The sequence below is a fragment of the Pseudomonas sp. BSw22131 genome (genome assembly GCF_026810445.1).
Classification (GTDB): Bacteria; Pseudomonadota; Gammaproteobacteria; order Pseudomonadales; family Pseudomonadaceae; genus Aquipseudomonas; species Aquipseudomonas huanghezhanensis.
The window spans coordinates 1428650-1447988 of record NZ_CP113949.1 but is presented as its reverse complement, the minus strand read 5'-3'; the positions used below and the strand labels follow the sequence as shown (position 1 = coordinate 1447988).

General features: G+C 58.7%; 18 protein-coding genes. 5 read left to right on the top strand and 13 right to left on the bottom strand.

Translation table 11 applies throughout. The features are described from left to right. Positions 1–211: 211 nt before the first annotated feature. The 3 genes from OYW20_RS06440 (at position 212) to OYW20_RS06430 (ending at position 2096) form a co-directional block, all read left to right on the top strand. Positions 212–556, top strand: a complete 345-nt coding sequence (locus OYW20_RS06440; RefSeq protein WP_268799883.1) for a pilin assembly protein — start codon at positions 212–214, stop codon at positions 554–556. Positions 557–839: 283 nt separating this feature from the next. Further along, positions 840–1265: a DUF4398 domain-containing protein gene (locus OYW20_RS06435; RefSeq protein ID WP_268799882.1), complete on the top strand. Its 426-nt coding sequence runs from the start codon at positions 840–842 to the stop codon at positions 1263–1265. A gap of 48 nt (positions 1266–1313) precedes the next feature. Then, complete coding sequence (locus OYW20_RS06430; RefSeq protein WP_268799881.1) at positions 1314–2096, top strand: OmpA family protein; 783 nt, start codon at positions 1314–1316, stop codon at positions 2094–2096. Positions 2097–2672: 576 nt separating this feature from the next. Here the strand turns inward: OYW20_RS06430 and OYW20_RS06425 are convergent. The 7 genes from OYW20_RS06425 to prfB all read right to left on the bottom strand — a co-directional run bounded on the left by OYW20_RS06425 (position 2673) and on the right by prfB (position 9732). Then, positions 2673–3002: a hypothetical protein gene (locus OYW20_RS06425; protein ID WP_268799880.1), complete on the bottom strand. Its 330-nt coding sequence runs from the start codon at positions 3000–3002 to the stop codon at positions 2673–2675. Beyond that, a complete protein-coding gene (locus OYW20_RS06420) occupies positions 2999–3916 on the bottom strand; it encodes an alpha/beta hydrolase (RefSeq protein ID WP_268799879.1) in 918 nt (305 codons plus the stop codon). The genes OYW20_RS06425 and OYW20_RS06420 overlap by 4 nt, the downstream gene beginning before the upstream one ends. 149 nt (positions 3917–4065) lie before the next feature. Beyond that, positions 4066–5343, bottom strand: coding sequence for a flavohemoglobin expression-modulating QEGLA motif protein (locus tag OYW20_RS06415; RefSeq protein WP_268799878.1), 1278 nt, complete (start codon positions 5341–5343; stop codon positions 4066–4068). 25 nt (positions 5344–5368) lie between these two features. Next, positions 5369–5929: a hypothetical protein gene (locus OYW20_RS06410; protein WP_268799877.1), complete on the bottom strand. Its 561-nt coding sequence runs from the start codon at positions 5927–5929 to the stop codon at positions 5369–5371. A 25-nt stretch (positions 5930–5954) separates the two neighbouring features. Further along, positions 5955–6695 (bottom strand): TetR/AcrR family transcriptional regulator, encoded by a 741-nt coding sequence (locus OYW20_RS06405; RefSeq protein ID WP_268799876.1) that lies wholly within the window; start codon positions 6693–6695, stop codon positions 5955–5957. A 331-nt stretch (positions 6696–7026) separates the two neighbouring features. Further along, a complete protein-coding gene (gene lysS / locus OYW20_RS06400; RefSeq protein ID WP_268799875.1) occupies positions 7027–8529 on the bottom strand; it encodes a lysine--tRNA ligase in 1503 nt (500 codons plus the stop codon). Positions 8530–8636: 107 nt separating this feature from the next. After that, positions 8637–9732, bottom strand: a protein-coding gene (prfB, locus tag OYW20_RS06395) for a peptide chain release factor 2 (protein WP_268799874.1) whose coding sequence is annotated in 2 segments (ribosomal slippage) — positions 8637–9659 and positions 9661–9732 — 1095 coding nt in all. Because the reading frame shifts where the segments join, the coding sequence is not laid out codon by codon here. 330 nt (positions 9733–10062) lie between these two features. Here prfB and OYW20_RS06390 point away from each other — a divergent pair. Further along, positions 10063–11691, top strand: coding sequence for a hypothetical protein (locus tag OYW20_RS06390; RefSeq protein WP_268799873.1), 1629 nt, complete (start codon positions 10063–10065; stop codon positions 11689–11691). A 125-nt stretch (positions 11692–11816) separates the two neighbouring features. Then, complete coding sequence (locus OYW20_RS06385; RefSeq protein WP_268799872.1) at positions 11817–12308, top strand: hypothetical protein; 492 nt, start codon at positions 11817–11819, stop codon at positions 12306–12308. A 66-nt stretch (positions 12309–12374) separates the two neighbouring features. Here OYW20_RS06385 and OYW20_RS06380 read toward each other — a convergent pair whose 3' ends face one another. The 6 genes from OYW20_RS06380 to OYW20_RS06355 are packed head-to-tail and all read right to left on the bottom strand — an operon-like array spanning position 12375 to position 19333. Then, a complete protein-coding gene (locus OYW20_RS06380) occupies positions 12375–13379 on the bottom strand; it encodes a response regulator (RefSeq protein WP_268799871.1) in 1005 nt (334 codons plus the stop codon). A gap of 45 nt (positions 13380–13424) precedes the next feature. Continuing rightward, positions 13425–14435, bottom strand: a complete 1011-nt coding sequence (gene cheB / locus OYW20_RS06375) for a chemotaxis response regulator protein-glutamate methylesterase (RefSeq protein WP_268799870.1) — start codon at positions 14433–14435, stop codon at positions 13425–13427. After that, positions 14432–16828: a hybrid sensor histidine kinase/response regulator gene (locus OYW20_RS06370; RefSeq protein ID WP_268799869.1), complete on the bottom strand. Its 2397-nt coding sequence runs from the start codon at positions 16826–16828 to the stop codon at positions 14432–14434. The genes cheB and OYW20_RS06370 overlap by 4 nt, the downstream gene beginning before the upstream one ends. After that, positions 16825–17508, bottom strand: a complete 684-nt coding sequence (locus tag OYW20_RS06365; RefSeq protein ID WP_268799868.1) for a chemotaxis protein CheW — start codon at positions 17506–17508, stop codon at positions 16825–16827. The genes OYW20_RS06370 and OYW20_RS06365 overlap by 4 nt, the downstream gene beginning before the upstream one ends. Next, a complete protein-coding gene (locus tag OYW20_RS06360) occupies positions 17505–18800 on the bottom strand; it encodes a CheR family methyltransferase (RefSeq protein WP_268799867.1) in 1296 nt (431 codons plus the stop codon). Before OYW20_RS06360 ends, OYW20_RS06365 begins: the two co-directional genes overlap by 4 nt. Further along, positions 18797–19333 carry a chemotaxis protein CheW gene (locus tag OYW20_RS06355; RefSeq protein ID WP_268799866.1) on the bottom strand — a complete coding sequence of 179 codons (537 nt, stop codon included), beginning with the start codon at positions 19331–19333 and terminating at the stop codon, positions 18797–18799. Before OYW20_RS06355 ends, OYW20_RS06360 begins: the two co-directional genes overlap by 4 nt. Positions 19334–19339 lie beyond the last annotated feature (6 nt).

Sequence of the window (19339 nt, the reverse complement as noted above, 5' to 3'; positions counted from 1 at the left end):
ATTGTTCGAGGTTGGCTCAGTCCGACAGGGTCGAAACTGAACGCGTGCGCAAAAATCTCATCTATCTACTGTGTATAAAGCGACAAATTGATACCCGCACGCAACCCTTCGACTGGCTATCAGTGGGATGCAGCCAGCCCCATTCTTGACTGTCACAAGGGTTCAACCCGCGCCAGCACCCGCCCGTACGCGGGTCTTTGAAGAGGTCAGCATGAAAATTCGTGAACTCGCAAATCACTGGGAACAGACCGCCAAGGGTCGCCTGACCAAGACCGGGTATGAGGTCCACCTGGACGTCGAAGCCGCTGCACGCCTGGCCGCGATTGCCGAGATGTACCCCAAGCGCGTGCCTGAGGAGCTTCTGGGTGAGCTGATCGGCGCAGCGCTTGAGGAGCTGGAGGCAAGCTTTCCGTACGTCAAAGGGCAGCACGTGGTTGCCACAGACGAAGAGGGCGATCCACTGTACGAAGACGTCGGCCTAACGCCTCGTTTTCTGGAGTTGGCCAAGCGACATTTGCATGATTTGTCGGAAAGCCAAGACATCCCGCAGTCCTGATAACGAAGTCATTTTCAAACCGACGCAAGACGCGTCCAGCCCATATAAACCCGCTCGGCGCGTCTTTTTTTGCGTCAATTTTTTAGCGTCAGACATTAGACACAGGACGACCATCTCGCAATTTTGTGACCAGACCGTCTGAACTATTCAAAAAGCGCGAAGGTCCGAACCGTTAGCCATTACAGAAAAAGCCGTCCGATGGCAGCGGATCGCGCCCTTTGGGAACGACCTCTCACGGCGCATTGACTGTCATGGAAAAAACCAAGCTTTCAGGAGTAAAACAATGGAGTTGACCACCATGAACACCAGCACTGCCAAGACAAAATTCAATGGCCTGCGCGGGCTGAAATTGGCCGCGCTGGCTCTCGGTACCAGCTTCATCCTGGCCGGTTGCGCGGGCAAACCACCTTCGGAGCAATATGCTGTCACCCAGTCGGCCGTTAACGCCGCAGTGACCGCAGGCGGCACTGAATACGCACCCGTCGAGATGAAATCGGCGCAGGACAAGTTCAAGCAATCCGAACTGGCCATGCAGGAAAAGAAATACGAAGAAGCCAAGAAGTTTGCTGAGCAAGCTGAGTGGGACGCACGCGTAGCCGAGCGTAAAGCTCAGGCCGCCAAGGCTCAAAAAGCTGTGCAAGACGCGCGTCAGGGTGTGAACGAGCTGCGTGAAGACGGCATGCGTCAGATCCAGCCTGTCACCCAGTAATTCTGCGCAACTCAAGCATTGGCCATTGATTTAAAGGACGAACCTATTATGCGTAAACAAGTACTTATTCCTGCCCTGCTGGCCCTGAGCGTTGGTCTGGCTGCCTGCTCCACTCCACCGAACGTGAACCTGGAACAGGCTCGTACCAACTACTCGGCTCTGCAGAGCAATCCAAAAGCCAGCCAGATGGCAGCTCTGGAAACCAAAGATGCGAGCGAGTGGCTGGACAAGGCAGACGCCGCATACCGTAACGATGATGACCAGAAGAAGGTCGATCAGCTGGCTTACCTGACCAACCAACGGGTTGAGCTGGCCAAGCAGACGATCAACCTGAAGACCGCTGAAGGCGATCTGAAAAATGCTGCCGCCCAACGTGCTCAGGCCCGTCTGGACGCTCGCGATGCTCAGATCAAAGCCCTGCAGAACAGCCTGAACGCCAAGCAAACCGAACGCGGTACGCTGGTGACCTTCGGTGACGTGCTGTTTGATCTGAACAAGGCTGAGCTGAAATCCAGCGGCCTGGTCAACGTCAACAAGCTCGCCCAGTTCCTGCAAGAAAACCCTGACCGTAAAGTAATCGTCGAAGGCTACACCGACAGCAGCGGCTCGGCGTCTTACAACCAGTCCCTGTCAGAGCGCCGCGCGGACTCCGTGCGCATGGCTCTGGTAAAAATGGGTGTAGGTCCTGAGCGCATCGTGTCGCAGGGTTACGGCAAGGAATACCCGGTTGCTGACAACACCAGCAACTCCGGCCGTGCCATGAACCGTCGTGTGGAAGTGACCATTTCCAACGACAACCAGCCGGTTGCACCGCGCGCGTCGATGCATTAATCGACTGACGCTGTAACCCCAAGCCCCGCCTGTGGAAGCACAGGCGGGGTTTTTTTATGTCCGGAATTGCTCAACCTGTAGGCGAGAATTCATTCGCGTGGCGGCGCAACTGGTTCAACTCTGAAGACGCCTCGCCAACAAGTTGGCTCCTGCAGAATCGGCGTACGCCCTGTAGGCGCGGATTCATTCGCGTGGGAGCGCAACTGGTTCAACCCTGAAGACGCCTCGCCAACAAGTTGGCTCATACAGAATCGGCGTACGCCCTGTAGGCGCGAATTCATTCGCGTGGCGGCGTAACTGGTTCAACCCTGAAGACGTATCGCCAACAAGTTGGCTCCTACAGAATCGGTGTACGCCCTGTAGGCGAGAATTCATTCGCGTGGCGGCGCAACTGGTTCAACTCTGAAGACGTCTCGCCAACAAGTTGGCTGCTACAGAATCGGCGTACACCCTGCAGGCGCGAATTCATTCGCGCGTGGCGGCGCAACTGGTTCAACCCTGAAGAAGTATCGCCAACAACTTGGCTCCTACAGAATCGGCGTACACCCTGTAGGCGAGAATTCATTCGCGTGGCGTCTATGGCAGCAATTGCTGTGGCGTGTCTTGCCCCATGCAGCGCACGGCTTGCTGCTTGCTATTGAGCAGCACACCGGTCAGGCCTTTTTGCTCGGTGTCGAACAGCACCAGCACCCCGTCGATGCATTGCGCCACTTGGGCGGCCGGCGCTATCGAGACTTTGTAGTCTTCACCTGGCACCGTCTTGAGCATCGTGAACTGGTCAAGCAGCAGCGCGTCTTCGGGCTTGGCAAAATGCAGATAACCGTAGTACCACAACGCGCCCACCGTGCCGAGAATGCAGCACACGCCGGTGATAATCAGCGGGATGGCATTGCGTTCCGTCGTCATTGCGCAGGCTCGGTCAATGGCGCAGCCGACTGCGGCCTTGCTTCAGGGTAGTTCGGCACTTCTGCCAGGCGACGCAAACCGTTGAAGTGCTGCGGATCTTCCAGATAACGAATCATCACTTGTTGCCACGTCGGATCGGAAAACGTCTGTACATGCGCCCCGCGCGTCAATTGCAGTACCCTCGGCGGCGGCGCGGCCTGGTAAAGGCCAATGCCGTTGTAAAGCGGCACTTGCGTATCGTCCAGGCTCTGAAACAGCAACATCGGTGTGCCTGCCAGTTTCGGGATGCCATTGATGGCGCTGTCTGCGTCGGGGATCACCCAGGACAGCGGGCGCTTGAAAGCCCACGTCAGCCAGGACGTGCCCAGCGTGTAACGCGCCACCTCACGATAGCTGGCCGGCACGCCATCAAGCACCAACGCTTTGACGCGTGCGCGCTGCTGCGGATGCCCGGCAAGATAATGAACCGCCAACGCGCCACCGATGCTTTGCCCCAAGACCACCAACGGTTTGCCCTGCACCTCGGGCGCTTTGTCTAGCCAGTCGAATGCGGCATCGATGTCTTGATAAATCGCGGGCAAACCCGGCTCGCCTTTCGACACACCGTAGCCGCGATAGTCCAGCAGTAGCACCTGATAACCCTGCTCAGGCAACCACCACGTCCCGCCCAGGTGCCACGACATGTTGCCGCCGTTGCCATGCAAATGAAGCACCGTGCCCTTCACCGCTACCCCCGGTTTGGCCGGCAGAAACCAGCCACGTAACTGAGTGCCATCAGCGGCAGTCAGGTTGACGTCGCGGTATTGCAGATGGGCCTTGTCAGGCGTCAGCGGCAGACCGGGTTCGGGGTAGAACAGCAGACTGCTGCAACCAGACAGCAGCAGCGCGATTACAACAGTCAGAAGTGGCTTCAAGCGGGTTCCTTTTTGTTATGAACGTCGCCACCCCACGCGGGGGAAACGGACGCTGTAGGCGCGTATTGGCCGAGCGGCTTGTGGGTTGAATCAACCTGAAGGCTTCGCGAATAAATTCGCTCCTACAGAGGATCTCGATCCGCGTCCGGTTACAAAATATTCGAGTAATCCGCTTCGATCCGATCGAGGCTCAAGTGGTTCAGGAAGTTGGAGAAGCACATCCACGCCGACAATGCGTTCATGTCGCGGAACTGATCGGGCAGGTATTTGGGTGCCACCACCAGGCCTTCGTCCACCAGTTGGCGCAGGGTGCGCATATCTTCCAGCGTGGTCTTGCCACAAAACAGCAGCGGCACCTGCTCCAGCTTGCCTTTACGCACGGCCAGCTGGATGTAGTTGTAGACCATGATGAAACCCTTCAGGTAGGACAAGTCCTTGGTAAACGGCAGACCGTTTGGCACAGAACCACGGAATACACGACTGGCATTGCCATAGCTTTCCGACATGCCAAAGCCCTGCTCGCGGTAGAAGTCGAACACCTGTAGAAAATCCGCCCCCTCCTCGGCCATGTGAATGGCGCGGGTGCGATTGGTGAGCTTGCGCAGACGGCTTGGGTAAGACGCGAACGCAATCACTTCCATCAGGATCGCCAGACCTTCCTGCGTCACCGTGGACGAAGGCGGGCCCTTGGCCAGGAAGGTGCAGATCGGTTGATTCTGCCCGTTCAACGTAGTGCCCACGTGCACCAGCCCCTCGTGGACCTCAAGCGCCCTGACGTCTCGCTCATTGAACATCGCATCGCTGCGGATCTTGATGTAGTCGGCGCCGGCTGCTGCATCAGCGACGATGCCATCAGATTCGAACACCCGAATCGTCCCCTCCGCTTCACCAAACACCCGGTTCAAGCGGCTTTGAAGCAGCGCCACCGCATCCTTCGCCGTCAGGGTTTTCGGCTCGTCCTTCAAGTCCCCACGGCCAGCGATGTTGTTCAGGTAATCCGACAGCATCAGCCCCAGATCGGCCAGCGTGGGGTCGCCTGCGTGAAACGCATCGGACGCCGAGCCGTAAAGCTCTTGGGAAATAAGACCGAAGTCCGGTGTGCCGCGTGCTTCGAGCATGCGGATCACCATGCGGTATTCCTTGCACATGCGCCGCATGATTTGGCCGACCGGGTTGAACTGCCCCAGTTGCCGTGTGATGTCGCGTTCGATGTTCTGGAATTCAAGTTTCACCGCTCCGGAATCGAATCCCAGCGGACGGCTTTCATAGTAAGCGCGATCAACTTCGGGCAGCTGTTTGCCTTTGGCCGCGAGGAAATTGCGCTTGACCGTGTCGTCCCATTTCACCGCATCGAGTATGCGAATGGGCGTCTGCGCAACGACGATACGGTCGGATAACGCGCGAATGGTTTGCTGGTATTCGTCCACTCAACCTTCCTTTTCGATAGCAGAACTACGGCTTGACCAGGCGCTGGTATTCGGCCGTTTTGAGAAAAACGTCCGAATTGGCGGGGTCATCCAGGTAGTCGAACACTTTAGCCAGGGGTGTGGTAATCAACACCCCGGCGCCCTTCTCTGTCTCGGTCGGCTGACCGGCGAAGACCTTCTGGTCGACCCATTGCTGGAAGCGATCCACGTCCAGGTCATAGACCACCAGTTCGTCTGCGGATGCCGCGTTATCGATCAACTCAAAACCGGCCATGGCGTAATGGGCGCCATATTTTTCAGGAAGTGCCGCCGACAAGTACCAGCGGCTGCCATGGCGAGATACGGTAAACACGTACTCATCGCGCTGCTTGCGATCACCTTTGCGATAACTGACGGCCTTGTATTGATTGACACCGGCCCGGCTGATTTCAAGCTCCAGCGGCTCGCCCCAGGCGTTCTTGCTGGTCCATGTACCCAACAATCGGGGCGGGGCAGCATCTTGAGCGGGCAAGGGATCCTTGAACGTCACCAGGCATCCGCTCAACAACGCGAACGACACGGCGAGCAACACGCGCCAGGCTTTCATCGGGTTCTCCTGAAAATGAGCAGCCTCACGCGCCAATCGGCTGTGCAGTGCCCAATACCAGATGCATCTGGCGACTGAGCACCGCGAGCATCTCTTCATCGGCATGGGGTTGGGGTCCGTTGAGCAGACCCTGATACTCCATCCGACAGATAATGCCCGTCAACACTTGAGCGTCCAGCTGAGGCTGTTTAGAGCCAATGACCTCCAGAAACTGGCTACTGCCTTGCAGCAGGATCTGTTGGTGAGCACTGACCAGCGCACCCAGACGTGGATTGATCAACGCTTCCTGGCGGAACGCGTGTTCGGCGATCAATTGATCACGACGGGTCAGCAACTGGTGACGAATGTAGTCCATGGCCATGCGCGCAATTTCATCGGCCAACCGTGCTCGGGCTGCGTGGCTGCCATCGTTGCCATCGTTGCCACCCAGCATTTCGCGCAAGACGAGTTCGGTGTTCGCCCACAATTTGGCCATATACGCCGCGCTACGCTCGACGTATTGGGCGAAGGCATCGGTGAGCAGGTCGTCAATGTCCTTGAAGTAATAGGTGGTCGCCGAGAGCGGTACGCTGGCTTGCGCAGCCACCGCCCGGTGACGCACTGCGCGCACGCCGTCGCGGATGACGATGCGCATGGCGGCATCGAGAATCAGCTGTCGACGCTGCTCGCTGCCCTGTCGACTCGCCTTGCGGCCTTGATACTGAACACTCTCTGCCACAGCCGTTGCAAGGCCTGCGGCTCCCTTTTGAGAGATCGTACGGTTCACGAAAGGTTTTCCTCTTTGGTGCGTTGTGTTGGATTGGGCAGGAAATCTTTATCGCCTGGACCGACGCCTTCGCGGGCAAGCACGCTCCTACTTTGGAACGCGATCCACTGTAGAAGCATGGTTTGTCCCGCGATCTGCCGGGAACCGGCAGTGGACTGGGCATAATTCGCTGATTGCGATGACGACTGCTGCGCAGCCGATCGCGGGACAAGCCACGCTCCTACAATATTACGGTCTTCTGTGCCCGCGATAGCATTCGTGCAGGCGCCTGAACACTCACTGAACAGCCAAAAAAAAGCCGCCCAATCAAGGCGGCTTCTTTTTACATCATTTACGCCTGCGGCCGCATGTGCGGGAACAGGATGACGTCGCGAATCGATGGTGAGTTGGTCAGCAGCATGACCAGACGATCAATACCGATGCCCTCGCCCGCTGTTGGCGGCATGCCGTATTCCAGCGCGCGCACGAAGTCGGCGTCGTAGTGCATGGCTTCGTCGTCGCCCGCGTCCTTGTCGGCCACCTGCGCCATGAAGCGCTCGGCCTGATCTTCCGCGTCGTTCAACTCGGAATAGGCGTTGGCGATTTCACGACCACCGATGAACAGCTCGAAACGGTCGGTGACGTTCGGGTTGTCGTCGTTGCGACGGGCCAGCGGCGAGACTTCAAACGGGTACTGGGTAATGAAGTGCGGCTGCTCCAGCTTGTGCTCGACCAGCTCTTCGAAAATCATCACCTGCAACTTGCCCAGGCCTTCGAAACCCAGCACCTTGGCGCCGGCTTTCTTGGCGATGGCGCGCGCCTTGTCGATGTCGTTCAGGTCATCGGCTGTCAGCTCAGGGTTGTACTTGAGGATCGAATCGAACACCGACAAGCGCACGAACGGTTCGCCAAAGTGGAACACCTTGTCGCCGTACGGCACGTCGGTGCTGCCCAATACCAGCTGCGCCAGTTCACGGAACAACTCTTCGGTCAGGTCCATGTTGTCTTCGTAGTCCGCGTACGCCTGATAGAACTCAAGCATCGTGAACTCGGGGTTGTGACGGGTCGAGACGCCTTCGTTACGGAAGTTGCGGTTGATCTCGAACACCTTCTCGAAACCACCCACAACCAGGCGCTTGAGGTAAAGCTCTGGCGCGATACGCAGGAACATTTCCAGATCCAGCGCGTTGTGATGCGTCTCGAACGGCTTGGCAGCGGCGCCGCCCGGGATCGTCTGCAGCATCGGCGTTTCGACTTCGAGGAAGTCGCGCTTCATCAAAAAGCTGCGAATGTGGGCGATGACCTGGGAGCGAACGCGGAACGTTTCGCGCACTTCTTCGTTGACGATCAGGTCAACGTAGCGCTGGCGATACCGCTGCTCGGTGTCGGTCAGGCCGTGGTGTTTGTCGGGCAGCGGACGCAGGGATTTGGTCAGCAGGCGCACGGTGGTCATTTCGACGTACAAATCGCCCTTGCCGGAGCGAGCCAGCGTGCCTTCGGCAGCGATGATGTCGCCCATGTCCCAGGTTTTGACCGAGGCCAGGGTTTCTTCCGACAGGGTCTTGCGGTTGACGTAGACCTGAATGCGACCGGTCATGTCCTGGATCACCATGAACGAGCCACGGTTGAGCATGATGCGACCGGCAACCTTGACCGGGATAGCGGCCTCTGCCAGCTCTTCCTTGGTCTTGTCCACGTACTGTTTCTGCAGGTCATTGCAGTAGCTGTCGCGGCGGAAGTCGTTGGGGAAGGCCTGACCCTTGGCGCGCTCGGCGGCAAGCTTTTCCTTGCGCAGGGCGATCAGGGAGTTTTCTTCCTGTTGCAGGGCTTGCGGGTCGAGTTGTTGGTCGCTCATGTCTTTAGATTTTCCATCACAGGTTCGTTGCCCCCGTGCCTTCGGCAGGGGATCGCGGGCGGCGCGCTCTGTCCGACAGATAGCGCCAGCACCGCAGTGCCAGGTATTTAAAGCCCTTGCTTGAGGCTCGCGATCAGGTATTCGTCGATGTCGCCGTCGAGCACTTTGTCGCAGTCGCTGCGTTCAACGCTGGTGCGCAGGTCTTTGATGCGCGAGGCATCCAGCACGTACGAGCGAATCTGATGACCCCAGCCGATGTCCGACTTGGTGTCTTCGACCGCTTGCGAGGCCGCATTGCGCTTCTGGATTTCCTGCTCGTACAAACGCGCCCGCAGCATTTTCATGGCAGTGTCTTTGTTGGCGTGCTGGGAGCGTTCGTTCTGGCAACTGACCACGGTGTTGGTCGGAACGTGGGTGATCCGGACCGCCGAGTCAGTGGTGTTTACGTGCTGACCACCGGCGCCCGATGAGCGATAGGTGTCGATACGCAGGTCGGACGGGTTGATGTCGATTTCGATGTTGTCATCGATCTCCGGCGACACGAACACCGCAGAGAACGAGGTGTGACGACGGTTGCCGGAGTCAAACGGGCTCTTGCGCACCAAGCGGTGTACGCCGATCTCGGTCCGCAACCAGCCAAAGGCGTATTCACCCTTGATGTGCACGGTGGCGCCTTTGATCCCGGCGACTTCACCGGCAGACAATTCCATGATGATGGCTTCGAAACCGCGTTTGTCGGCCCAGCGCAGGTACATGCGCAACAGGATGTTGGCCCAGTCCTGTGCTTCGGTCCCGCCAGAACCCGCCTGAATGTCGAGGTAGGCGTTGTTGGGGTCCATTTCGCCGCTGAACATGCGACGGAATTCGAGCTTTTCCAGCGACTCGCGCAGGCGCTCGACTTCGGCGGCAACGTCATCGACGGCAGCCTGATCTTCTTCTTCGGCCGACATCAGCAGCAGGTCTTTGGCATCGACCAGCCCGGTGGACATTTCGTCCAGGGTGTCGACGATCTGTGCAAGCAAGGCACGCTCGCGGCCCAGACTCTGTGCGTATTCGGGTTTGTTCCAGACGTTTGGATCTTCGAGCTCGCGGTTAACTTCGGTCAGACGATCATGTTTGTGATCGTAGTCAAAGATACCCCCGAATGGTTTCGGAACGCTCGGACAGGTCCTTGATGCTGTTTAGGATCGGGTTGATTTCCATGGTAGGCAGCACTCGCAGGCGAAATTTTCAAAGCCGGCGAGTATACCCTAGCCGGCCTTGGGATGGCAGGCCGTTGGGCAGAGTGGACTGCTCAAAAAGATTGATCGTCCCAGCCACCCTATTTCACCGTCAGTGCCACTGAAAAACCAACAACCCTGGAGAACAATCCATGATGCATGGCTAAGAATCACGCCTAGAACAATTCGCTATCCACTTAACTTCTAATCAATATAAAACGCCCCGCGCACTCATCTACATAAATAACTGATCTGCTGGATACACAGAAGGAGACAGAGCCGCCTCATTATTTTCCTATCTGAGAAACTCATCATGAAATGGAATTCTTATAATGTGCTTTTTATGGCAGTGGTTTTTTCCGGCTGCATCCATTCCACCGTTATGGTCGAGACATCCATCACTGCCAACGACGCTCAGTTGACATCCAACGTTTCGCCGCAACTTGTGGCCCCGCCCCCAGTGCTGAAAGGAACCACGGCAGCGGGCGAATTTTACTTGGGCGGACTCACCACGGATGGGACGGTCGAAGTGACGTACCCCGGCATGAACAACGGCGATACGGTTGGACTGCGCTATATAGGATTGTCGACTTATAACTTGGCTGTTCAAACAGTCGGCGCCACGCGTCCATTAATATTCAAGGTACCGCAAGCAATGATCACACAAAGCGTAGGCAGGTCGGCGACCGTGACTGCCAGCGTTGGCGTTGGTGACAACGCACTGGTGATCTCCGCACCACTGACAGTCAAAGTAATAAACGGATTTCCCCCAGTAACCCCGCCGCCTGGGTCTCCTGGCGCTGTCATCGCTGAAAATATGAATAACCGATATAAAGACACGCGTGCGGCATGTGGCGCTAACCAACCGGCCTATTACTGCAACGGAGTCGTTATACGGGCTACCCAAGACGGTAACTTCTTCCCTTGGGATCCAAGCCCGACCGCTGTAAAGTTAGGCGCAGTGTCGTTCGCTTACATGAGACTTGATGCCAAAGTTGAAAACCTCTACCACGACAGCGGCTTCACATTTTTGCCCCAGCAAGCGGCCATCGCGCAGGGAAAGGCGGTCGACTATCTGTGCATCTACGCCTATGACGCAAGTACGATTGTTGGTGTCCGCGGCGCCCAGGGTTGTGGCCTCAAACCTCGGGGAGTCGCTGCGGCGGATATCAGTACGTGCAGCTCTGTCAACGCGACAACGCTAACGGGGTGGTACCCATATACAAAGACGATTCCTAATCGCGACTATCAGTGCTCACTGAGTACTCAAAATGCGTCGCAGTTTAGTGTGAGCTTGCAAGTGCGGGCAAACCGCCCGCCTAACATGGAGGCGCTCTGGAACGAGCTAACGGTTGGATTGTGGGCGCAAAATATCCCGACAAAACTGCCACTTGAGGCGTTCTTTTACAAAAACACCACAGGGCTAACAGAAGCCCGACACTATCAAACCAAATACAAAACCAGCACCGGAGACTGGTTGCCAATCATCAAACTTGATTTGAACCAGTTGAACGGAACTCCCTTCAGCTACAACACAGGGGACCAAGCTGTTCAGCCAATGGTTCAGCCAACAACAGGGGAACAGATAGCAGTGATCTCAATGCTCGCTTTGACGACACACGCACCGCCTGCGACAACAATCTGCCTTCCTACTACTGCAACGGCATCACGATACGTGGAACAACAGATGGCAACTTCGATCCTTGGGATCCCACATCCCAGGTACGCAAAGGCTCGATATCATTCGAGCACATCCGCAAGGACTCGAAAGTCACGAGGCTGTATGAAAGCAGCGGGTATATGCTGTTCTCTCAGAATGAAGCGAACAGTAAAGGCAAGCAGAGGGAATATCTGTGCGTCTACCCGCACAACGCGCAGACTGACATGTTTGGCAGACCGGGATTTGGATGCGGATTGCAGCCACGAGCCAACCGGGCTTTGATTGATTTGCTTGCAAGCAACCCTGAGTTAGTCACCCTGCTCAGGAGCAATGAGGCTGTCGTCGAGCGGTTGAGAAGCAATCAAGACCCGGTGGGCCCGTTCACAACTGACTCAAGGCTGGCGCAGATGCTTGAGGCAACTCCGAATCTGGGGCGTCTGCTCAGAGAAAACGAAAGAATGGTTGAGCAGTGGAGCGCTGCCCCAAACCTGGCCGACGAGAGTACCTGCGCAGGAGTGAACGCAGCAACGCTGTCAACCTGGTACACCTATTTCAGCAAACTTACGAACACCTCCTATCAATGCTCACTGAGCACGCAGAACGCCGCGCAGTTCGATGTCAGCCTTAAAGCTCGACAGTACACCGGGCTCTCAGGTTATTACCAATGGAACGAACTCTTGGTCAAACTCTGGCCCAGCGGAATTCCCGAGCAACTCCCGTTGCAGGCATTCTATTACCTGGATCCAAAGGGGTTGGCAGAGGCCAAGACCTACCAGCAAAAGTATGCAACCCGGACCGGGGGACTTTGGCTACCCGTTATCAAGCTCGATGCAACCAAAATGGCCGCCGGCACTGCACCCTTCAGCTACAGCACGGCGGATCAGGCCGTAAAACCCTGACCCGGCAGTCTGGTGGATAGCGTAACGACTTGAACCTCAGGGGTAGGACCTGATCCCGATCAGATCCTACCCCACCACCACCTGATTACGCCCATTGTGCTTGGCGGCATACAGGCCTTGATCCGCACTTTGAATCAACTGCCGACTGTGACTGCCAGCTTGCGGCACGACCGTGGCCAGACCGATGCTGACTGTCAGCACCGAACCCTCGGTCGGTGCGTTGTGGGGGATGCTCATGCCGGCGATGGTCTGACGCAGCTTCTCGGCCAGCAGGCGCGCGCCTCCGGGGGAAGTATTGGGGAGTACCAGTGCGAATTCTTCGCCGCCGTAACGGGCCGGCAAGTCCGAGGGACGGCTGCAGCTGCCGCGAATGGCTTTGGCCACCTGACGCAGCGCCTCGTCGCCTTCCAGATGGCCGAAGCTGTCGTTGTAGGCCTTGAAGTAATCGACATCGATCATCATCAGCGACAACTGACCTTGCTCACGCATCGCGCGGCGCCACTCCAGCTCAAGGTATTCATCGAAGTGGCGGCGATTGGACAGCCCGGTCAGGCCGTCGGAGTTCATCAACCGCTGCAACACCAGATTGGTGTCCAGCAGCTGTTGCTGACTGACCCGCAGCGCACGATAAGCCTCATCTCGCTGTAACAGGGTCATGTAGGACCTCGAGTGATAGCGAATGCGCGCCACCAGCTCGATATTGTCCGGCAGTTTGACCAGATAATCGTTGGCACCGGCAGCAAAGGCTGCGCTTTTGATCAGCGGGTCTTCTTTGGTCGACAGCACGATGATCGGGATGTCCCGGGTCATGGGGTTGTTGCGGTATTCGCGCACCAGCGTCAGGCCGTCCAGACCCGGCATCACCAGATCCTGGAGGATGACCGTGGGCTTGATCTGCATCGCCTGCTTGATGGCCTGATGCGGATCGGCGCAGAAATGGAAGTCGATGTTGTCTTCATTGGCCAGCCCGCGCCGGACTGCCTCACCGATCATTGCCTGATCGTCGACCAGCAACACCATGGCGGCGTTTTCGTCGGTCGTCTTCACGTCGTCCAACTGCAAGTCATGCATTAACAGTCTCCTGGTCACAGGCTGCCTGTGAAATCACCTGGAAAATCATTGGCCGAATGCCTCTTTCAAGCGAGACGCTATCGCATCGAGCGGGCGAATCTCCCTGGCGGCGTCAATCGCAGCGGCCGCTTTGGGCATGCCATACACCGCACAACTTTGCTGATCCTGGGCGATGGTCAAAAACCCTCGCTGACGCATCAGCTTGAGCCCTTGAGCGCCATCACGACCCATACCTGTCAGCAAAACGCCCACCGCATCACCGTTCCAGTAACTGGCCACGCTCTCGAAAAACACATCGATCGACGGCCGATAAATTTCGTTGACCGGCTCCGCCGTGTAAGCCAGCGTGCCGTTTTTCAAAAGGCGAATGTGGTGATTAGTCCCTGCCAACAACACCGCGCCGGGCTGCGGTGCCTCGCCATCGCGCGCCAGTCGCACCTGCAAACCGGACGATGAACTCAACCACTCCGCCATGCCAGTGGCAGACACCTGATCGACATGCTGCACCAACACAATGGCCGCCGGAAAATTCACCGGCAAACCTTTGAGCAGCACTTCCAGGGCGGCAGGCCCACCCGCCGAAGAGCCAATCGCTACCAGCTTCTGCCGTTGCGAAGCGTCGCGAATCGGCGTCGACGCTTTACGCACAGGGCTGTCACGCTGGCCAATCAGCCAGCCTATATTCAGGATCTTGCGCAATAAAGGCGCCGCCGCTTCCTTGGGATTACCACCGCCAATGGCCGGCGTGTCGACCACGTCAAGCGCGCCATGCCCCATGGCTTCGAAGACCCGATGCACGTTCTGCTCGCGGTCCACGGTCACAATCACGATGGCGCACGGTGTAGCCGCCATGATGCGCCGTGTGGCCTCGACCCCGTCCATCACCGGCATGATCAAATCCATGAGGATCACGTCAGGCGTCAGCTCAGCGCAACGCGCCACGGCTTCGGCACCGTCACGAGCGATCCAGACCACTTCGTGCGCCGGTTCGAACGCAATGGCACGGCGCAGCGCCTCGATGGCCATTGGCATGTCGTTGACGATCGCAATCTTCATCCCTGCGCATCTCCTATGAGTTCCACAACGGCATCGAGCAGAGCGTCATCGTGGAAGCTGGCCTTGGCCAAGTAGTAATCCGCGCCCGCGTCCAGTCCTCGACGACGATCTTCTTCCCTGTCCTTATACGAAACCACCATCACTGGCAACGACTGCAAACGGCTGTCGCGTCGCAGCAAGGTCACCAGTTCGATACCGTCCATGCGCGGCATGTCGATGTCAGTGATGAGCAAATCGAAATCTTCGGCGCGCAACGCATTCCAGCCGTCCATGCCATCCACCGCTACCCCCACTTCATAGCCGCGGCTGAGCAGCAACTTGCGCTCCAGCTCTCGCACGGTCAACGAGTCGTCGACCACCAACACGCGCTTGCGAGGTGTGGCATCCATCTGACGGTTGCGTCGGTCGATGCGCTCGACGCGACCGGTATTGAGCAGTTTTTCCACCGACCGCAGCATGTCTTCGACATCAATGATCAACACGGCGGAGCCATCGTCGAGCAACGCACCCGCCGAGATGTCCTGAACCTTGCCCAGCCGCGGATCAAGCGGCAACACCACCAACGTGCGCTCGCCGATGAAACGCTCCACCGCGACGCCGTACACCGCATCACGCTCGCGAATGACCACCACCTTGAGCACCTCTTCGGCGCTCTGGCTCTGCGGACGGTTGAGCAACTGACTGGCGGCCACCAGCCCCACATGGCGCTCCTCGTGCCAGAAATGCTGGCGCCCTTCCAGTTGCACGATCTCATCGGCCTGCACGTCGCGCATGCGTTCGATGTGCGCCAGCGGGAATGCGTAGGCTTCGCCGCCCACCTCCACCACCAGACTGCGTACCACTGACAGGGTCAGCGGCACCTCAATATGAAAATGGCTGCCCTCACCCGCGCGCTGTTCCAGTTCCACGCCGCCGCGCAGTTGGCGAACCATGTGCAACACGGCGTCCAGCCCGACGCCCCGGCCCGACACTTCGGTGACCTTGTCGCGCATGCTGAAACCAGGCAGGAACAAGAAGCTCAACAACTCCTCTTCGCTCAGTTGCGCAGCGGTTTCGGCGGGGGACAGTTTGCGGGCCACGATGCTGGTGCGAAGCTTGTCCAGATCGACCCCCCCGCCATCATCGATCAACTCGACCACCAGCAGACCCGCCTGATGCGACGCCTTGAGCTGGATCAGCCCCTCCGCAGACTTGCCCAGGGCCAGGCGCTGCTCCGGGAATTCGATGCCGTGATCTACCGCATTGCGCAGCAAGTGAGTCAACGGTGCTTCGAGCTTTTCCAGCACGTCACGGTCGACCTGGGTTTTCTCGCCGTCGATCTCAAGACGCACCTGTTTACCCAGTGAGCGGCCCAGGTCGCGCACCATCCTGGCCTGCCCCACCAGCACATCGGCAAACGGCCGCATCCGGCACGCGAGGGCCGTGTCGTAAAGCAGTTGCGCGCGCTGCCCGGCCTGCCAGCCAAACTCGTCGAGGTCAGCCGTTTGTTGAATCAATAAATGCTGAGCTTCACTGAGCAGACGCCGCGCTTCTTCCAGCGCCTTTTGCGCATCCGGGTCAACATTGGCATCGAGCAGTGCTTCCAGGCTGTCGAGCGCACGGCTCGCCCCGCTCTGCGAGCGTTTGACGCGCTGCATGGCGCTCAGATAGGGCTTCAAGCGTTGGGTTTCGACCAGCGACTTACTGGACAGATCAAGCAGGCTGTTCAAGCGTTCAGCCGTAACCCGCAGCACCCGCTCGCTACCCTGAACCGGGCGCTGTTCGCCACGGGCCAGGTTGTTTTTAACGGCCGGTTCCGGGTCCGCTTCGGTGTCTGGCAGCGGCGCGGATTCGGGCTCCAGCTCAGACATCAGAAACGCGGGAAGAGGCTCGACGGGCAGCGGCGCGTAGTATTCGGGTGGCCTGGCGGGCGCCGGTGAGACAGCGCCCAGCAGTAACTGCGCATTGGCCAGCAGCATCTCATCAGCGGAAAGCGGCTCACCCAGTGGCGTCGCAGTCACCAACGGGGTGAGCAAATCGTTCATCAGCGCTACGTAACCGTTGACGTCCGAGGGGCCGACATCGCTCGCACCCGGCGTGGCGATGCGCATCAACAAATCAGTGCCCATCAACAGGGCATCAATATGCTCCGGCTTCAGGGACAGGCGGCCCTCCTGGGCGCTGACCAGGCAATCCTCCATGACATGGGAAACACTCACGCCAGCATCTACCCCGACAATACGCGCAGCTCCTTTGAGCGAGTGGGCTGCGCGCATGCAGGCCTCAAGCTGATCGGCCTGGGTAGGATTGCGTTCGAGCGCCAGCAGCCCGGCGCTGAGCACTTGGGTCTGCGCCTCGGCTTCGAGGGTGAAGAGTTCGAACAACGAAGCGTCACGCATCCAGTCGGGGGTCATGTGAGGCTCCGGTTCACGGCAGACAACACCTGATGTTCATCCAGCAGACGCAGGCTGCGACTTTTCCACTGCAAAACGCCTTGGGTGAACCTGGCGGTTGCATGCTGACCAGGGACAGAAGCGGCCTCCAGCAATTGTTCTTCCATGGCGTGAATACCATCGACCTCATCCACCGGCACCACCACGGGGCCGCCATCAGCGGCGACGATCAGCATCCGCGGCATGATTCGCGCTGACGTCGGCGCAGTGCTCGACGTGTCGAGGCCCAACAATTCGACCAGAGAGATACAGGCCACCAGCGCGCCACGTACGTTGGCGACGCCCAGCAACGCCCGCGAGCGCTGGTGTGGCAACGAGTGGATGGTCTGAACGTTGGCCACTTCTATCAGGCAACGCGTCGGCAACCCCAGCCACTCGTCTCCCAGCCGAAACACCACCACGGAACGGGTCTTGATCTCGCCGGCCAAGAGGGTTGAATGCACTGCGTCGCGGTCCTGCACCTCCAGCGCATAGCGGTCCAGCAACCGCGTTGCGGCCGCCGAGTACACCGCGCAATTGCGGCAGTGGATGTGCTCCACGAGCAAAGGGCAAGAACGATCGCCGTGGATACCGATCCGGTTCCAGCAATCATCAATGGTCTGCGCCTCGTCGGTGACCAGTTGGCTGTGTGAGGCGCTCATCGACTGCGTCCTTCTTTATTCACGCCGCGCGCGGCGCGTTCCTGCAAGCGCCTGGCACCTGCGAGGTCTCCCTGGCTTGCGAGTAAAGCCGCCAGTTGTGCCAGTGATTCAGGGTGCTGGGGTTGCAAGTACAGCGCCTTGCGATAAAAACCTTGGGCCAGGGCTGCGTCGCCCGCGACTTCGCTGAGCAGGCCCAGCCAGTAAAAAACTGCCGCCACCGGCCCATACACCTTGAGGTAGCGTTCGCACGCCGCCTTGGCATCGGCGGTTTTGCCCTCATTGGCCAGGCTCGCCATGCTTTGCAGCAACGCGTCGGCGTCGCTGCCCTGCGCATTGGCCAAAGGCGAGGCAGCGACCGGCGTTGGACTCGCGAAAGGCCTGGCTGCCGGACGCACCGGGCTGCGCGCAGGTGCTGCAACAATCGGTTTAATCGGGGCTTTGGAGGGTTCGGCATTGGGCCAGATGAACGGCGCCGCCGGCAATTCGGCTGGCGTGTCGTCACGTCGGCGGAAGGCGAACGACTGCGCGATGCCGATGGAACTCATGCCCATGCGCCCGAGCAGACTGCCTTCGGCCGGCCCGATGAACAGCACGCCTTCGTCCCGGGTCATGCGCTTGAGCGCTTCGAATCCGAGCTGCTGGGTGGGCACATCGAAATAGATCAGCAGGTTGCGACAGAACACAAAGTCGTAGGCTGACTGTGCCAGCGGCATGTGCGGGTCGAGCAGATTGCCAGACTGGAAATCCACCCGCTCACGCACGCGCTCATCCAGCAAATAGCCGTCCTCGACCGGTTGAAAATAACGCTCACGAAACCCGAACTGATCGCCACGAAACGAGTTTTTTCCGTACACGCCACGCCGCGCGCGCTGGATCGACAACGGACTGATGTCCATCGCATCGACCTTGAACTGCGCGGGCGCAATACCGGCATCGAACAGTGCCATGGCAATCGAATAAGGCTCTTCGCCGGTGGAGCAAGGCAAGCTGAGAATGCGCAACGGCCTTACGCCACTCAGCTCGGCCAGACGCGCCAAGGCCAGTCTGCCCAGGGTGGCGAAGGATTCGGGGTAACGAAAAAACCAGGTCTCGGGGACGATAACGGCTTCGATCAGCGCTTGTTGTTCGTCCGCCGAGCCATTGAGCAACTGCCAGTAGGCATCACTGTCCTGGGCATGGGATGCGTTGCAGCGTTGACGCACGGCACGCTCGATAATCGCCTCGCCCACTGACGCGACGTCCAGGCCAATGCGGTCTTTGAGAAACGCAAAGAAACGCGCGTCTTCACTCATGGCATCGCCTCGAACGCGTCAACGGTCAATGGCTGCGCGGGGAAGAGCAGTTCGCGCACCGAAGGGCCGAGCAAATCCTGAACGCGGATCCATTGCACCAGCCCGGAAGCGTCCTCGCGTACCGGCCCCAGATACGGCGCCTGGCGGTTGTCGACACCGTATTCCTTGAAGTCGGCAGGCGCGCAACGCAGCGTGTCGGTCGCCTGCTCCAGCACCAGGCCCAGCAGTTGCGCAGGCGCGTCGGCCTCGGCCCGGTAATGGACCAGCACCAGCCGCGTGCTGGTGCGCGACTGCGCCGGTTGCCCGAACGTCAGTGCACTCAGGTCGATCACCGGGACAACCCTGCCGCGATGGGCAAACACACCGGCCACCCAGTGCGGCGCATGGGCGATGGCTTTGAGCGTCAGACGCGGCAGCACTTCAGCCACTTCAACGGCTTCCAGCGCATAGCGTTCGGTGCCGATGCGAAACAGCAGAAACAGCTTGTGCTTGGGCAACACGGGCGACCCGCGTCTGGCTGAGTGCTCGATCATCGACCT

Excerpts from the sequence above, each read along its gene's own strand:
- OYW20_RS06385 (WP_268799872.1), top strand. The coding sequence starts at position 11,817 with ATGCTTGAGGCAACTCCGAATCTGGGGCGTCTGCTCAGAGAAAACGAA.
- OYW20_RS06380 (WP_268799871.1), bottom strand. The coding sequence starts at position 13,379 with ATGCATGACTTGCAGTTGGACGACGTGAAGACGACCGACGAAAACGCC.
- OYW20_RS06370 (WP_268799869.1), bottom strand. The coding sequence starts at position 16,828 with ATGACCCCCGACTGGATGCGTGACGCTTCGTTGTTCGAACTCTTCACC.
- OYW20_RS06355 (WP_268799866.1), bottom strand. The coding sequence starts at position 19,333 with ATGATCGAGCACTCAGCCAGACGCGGGTCGCCCGTGTTGCCCAAGCAC.
- OYW20_RS06440 (WP_268799883.1), top strand. The coding sequence starts at position 212 with ATGAAAATTCGTGAACTCGCAAATCACTGGGAACAGACCGCCAAGGGT.
- lysS (WP_268799875.1), bottom strand. The coding sequence starts at position 8,529 with ATGAGCGACCAACAACTCGACCCGCAAGCCCTGCAACAGGAAGAAAAC.
- OYW20_RS06430 (WP_268799881.1), top strand. The coding sequence starts at position 1,314 with ATGCGTAAACAAGTACTTATTCCTGCCCTGCTGGCCCTGAGCGTTGGT.
- OYW20_RS06390 (WP_268799873.1), top strand. The coding sequence starts at position 10,063 with ATGAAATGGAATTCTTATAATGTGCTTTTTATGGCAGTGGTTTTTTCC.
- cheB (WP_268799870.1), bottom strand. The coding sequence starts at position 14,435 with ATGAAGATTGCGATCGTCAACGACATGCCAATGGCCATCGAGGCGCTG.
- OYW20_RS06410 (WP_268799877.1), bottom strand. The coding sequence starts at position 5,929 with ATGAAAGCCTGGCGCGTGTTGCTCGCCGTGTCGTTCGCGTTGTTGAGC.
- OYW20_RS06435 (WP_268799882.1), top strand. The coding sequence starts at position 840 with ATGGAGTTGACCACCATGAACACCAGCACTGCCAAGACAAAATTCAAT.
- OYW20_RS06425 (WP_268799880.1), bottom strand. The coding sequence starts at position 3,002 with ATGACGACGGAACGCAATGCCATCCCGCTGATTATCACCGGCGTGTGC.
- OYW20_RS06365 (WP_268799868.1), bottom strand. The coding sequence starts at position 17,508 with ATGAGCGCCTCACACAGCCAACTGGTCACCGACGAGGCGCAGACCATT.
- OYW20_RS06360 (WP_268799867.1), bottom strand. The coding sequence starts at position 18,800 with ATGAGTGAAGACGCGCGTTTCTTTGCGTTTCTCAAAGACCGCATTGGC.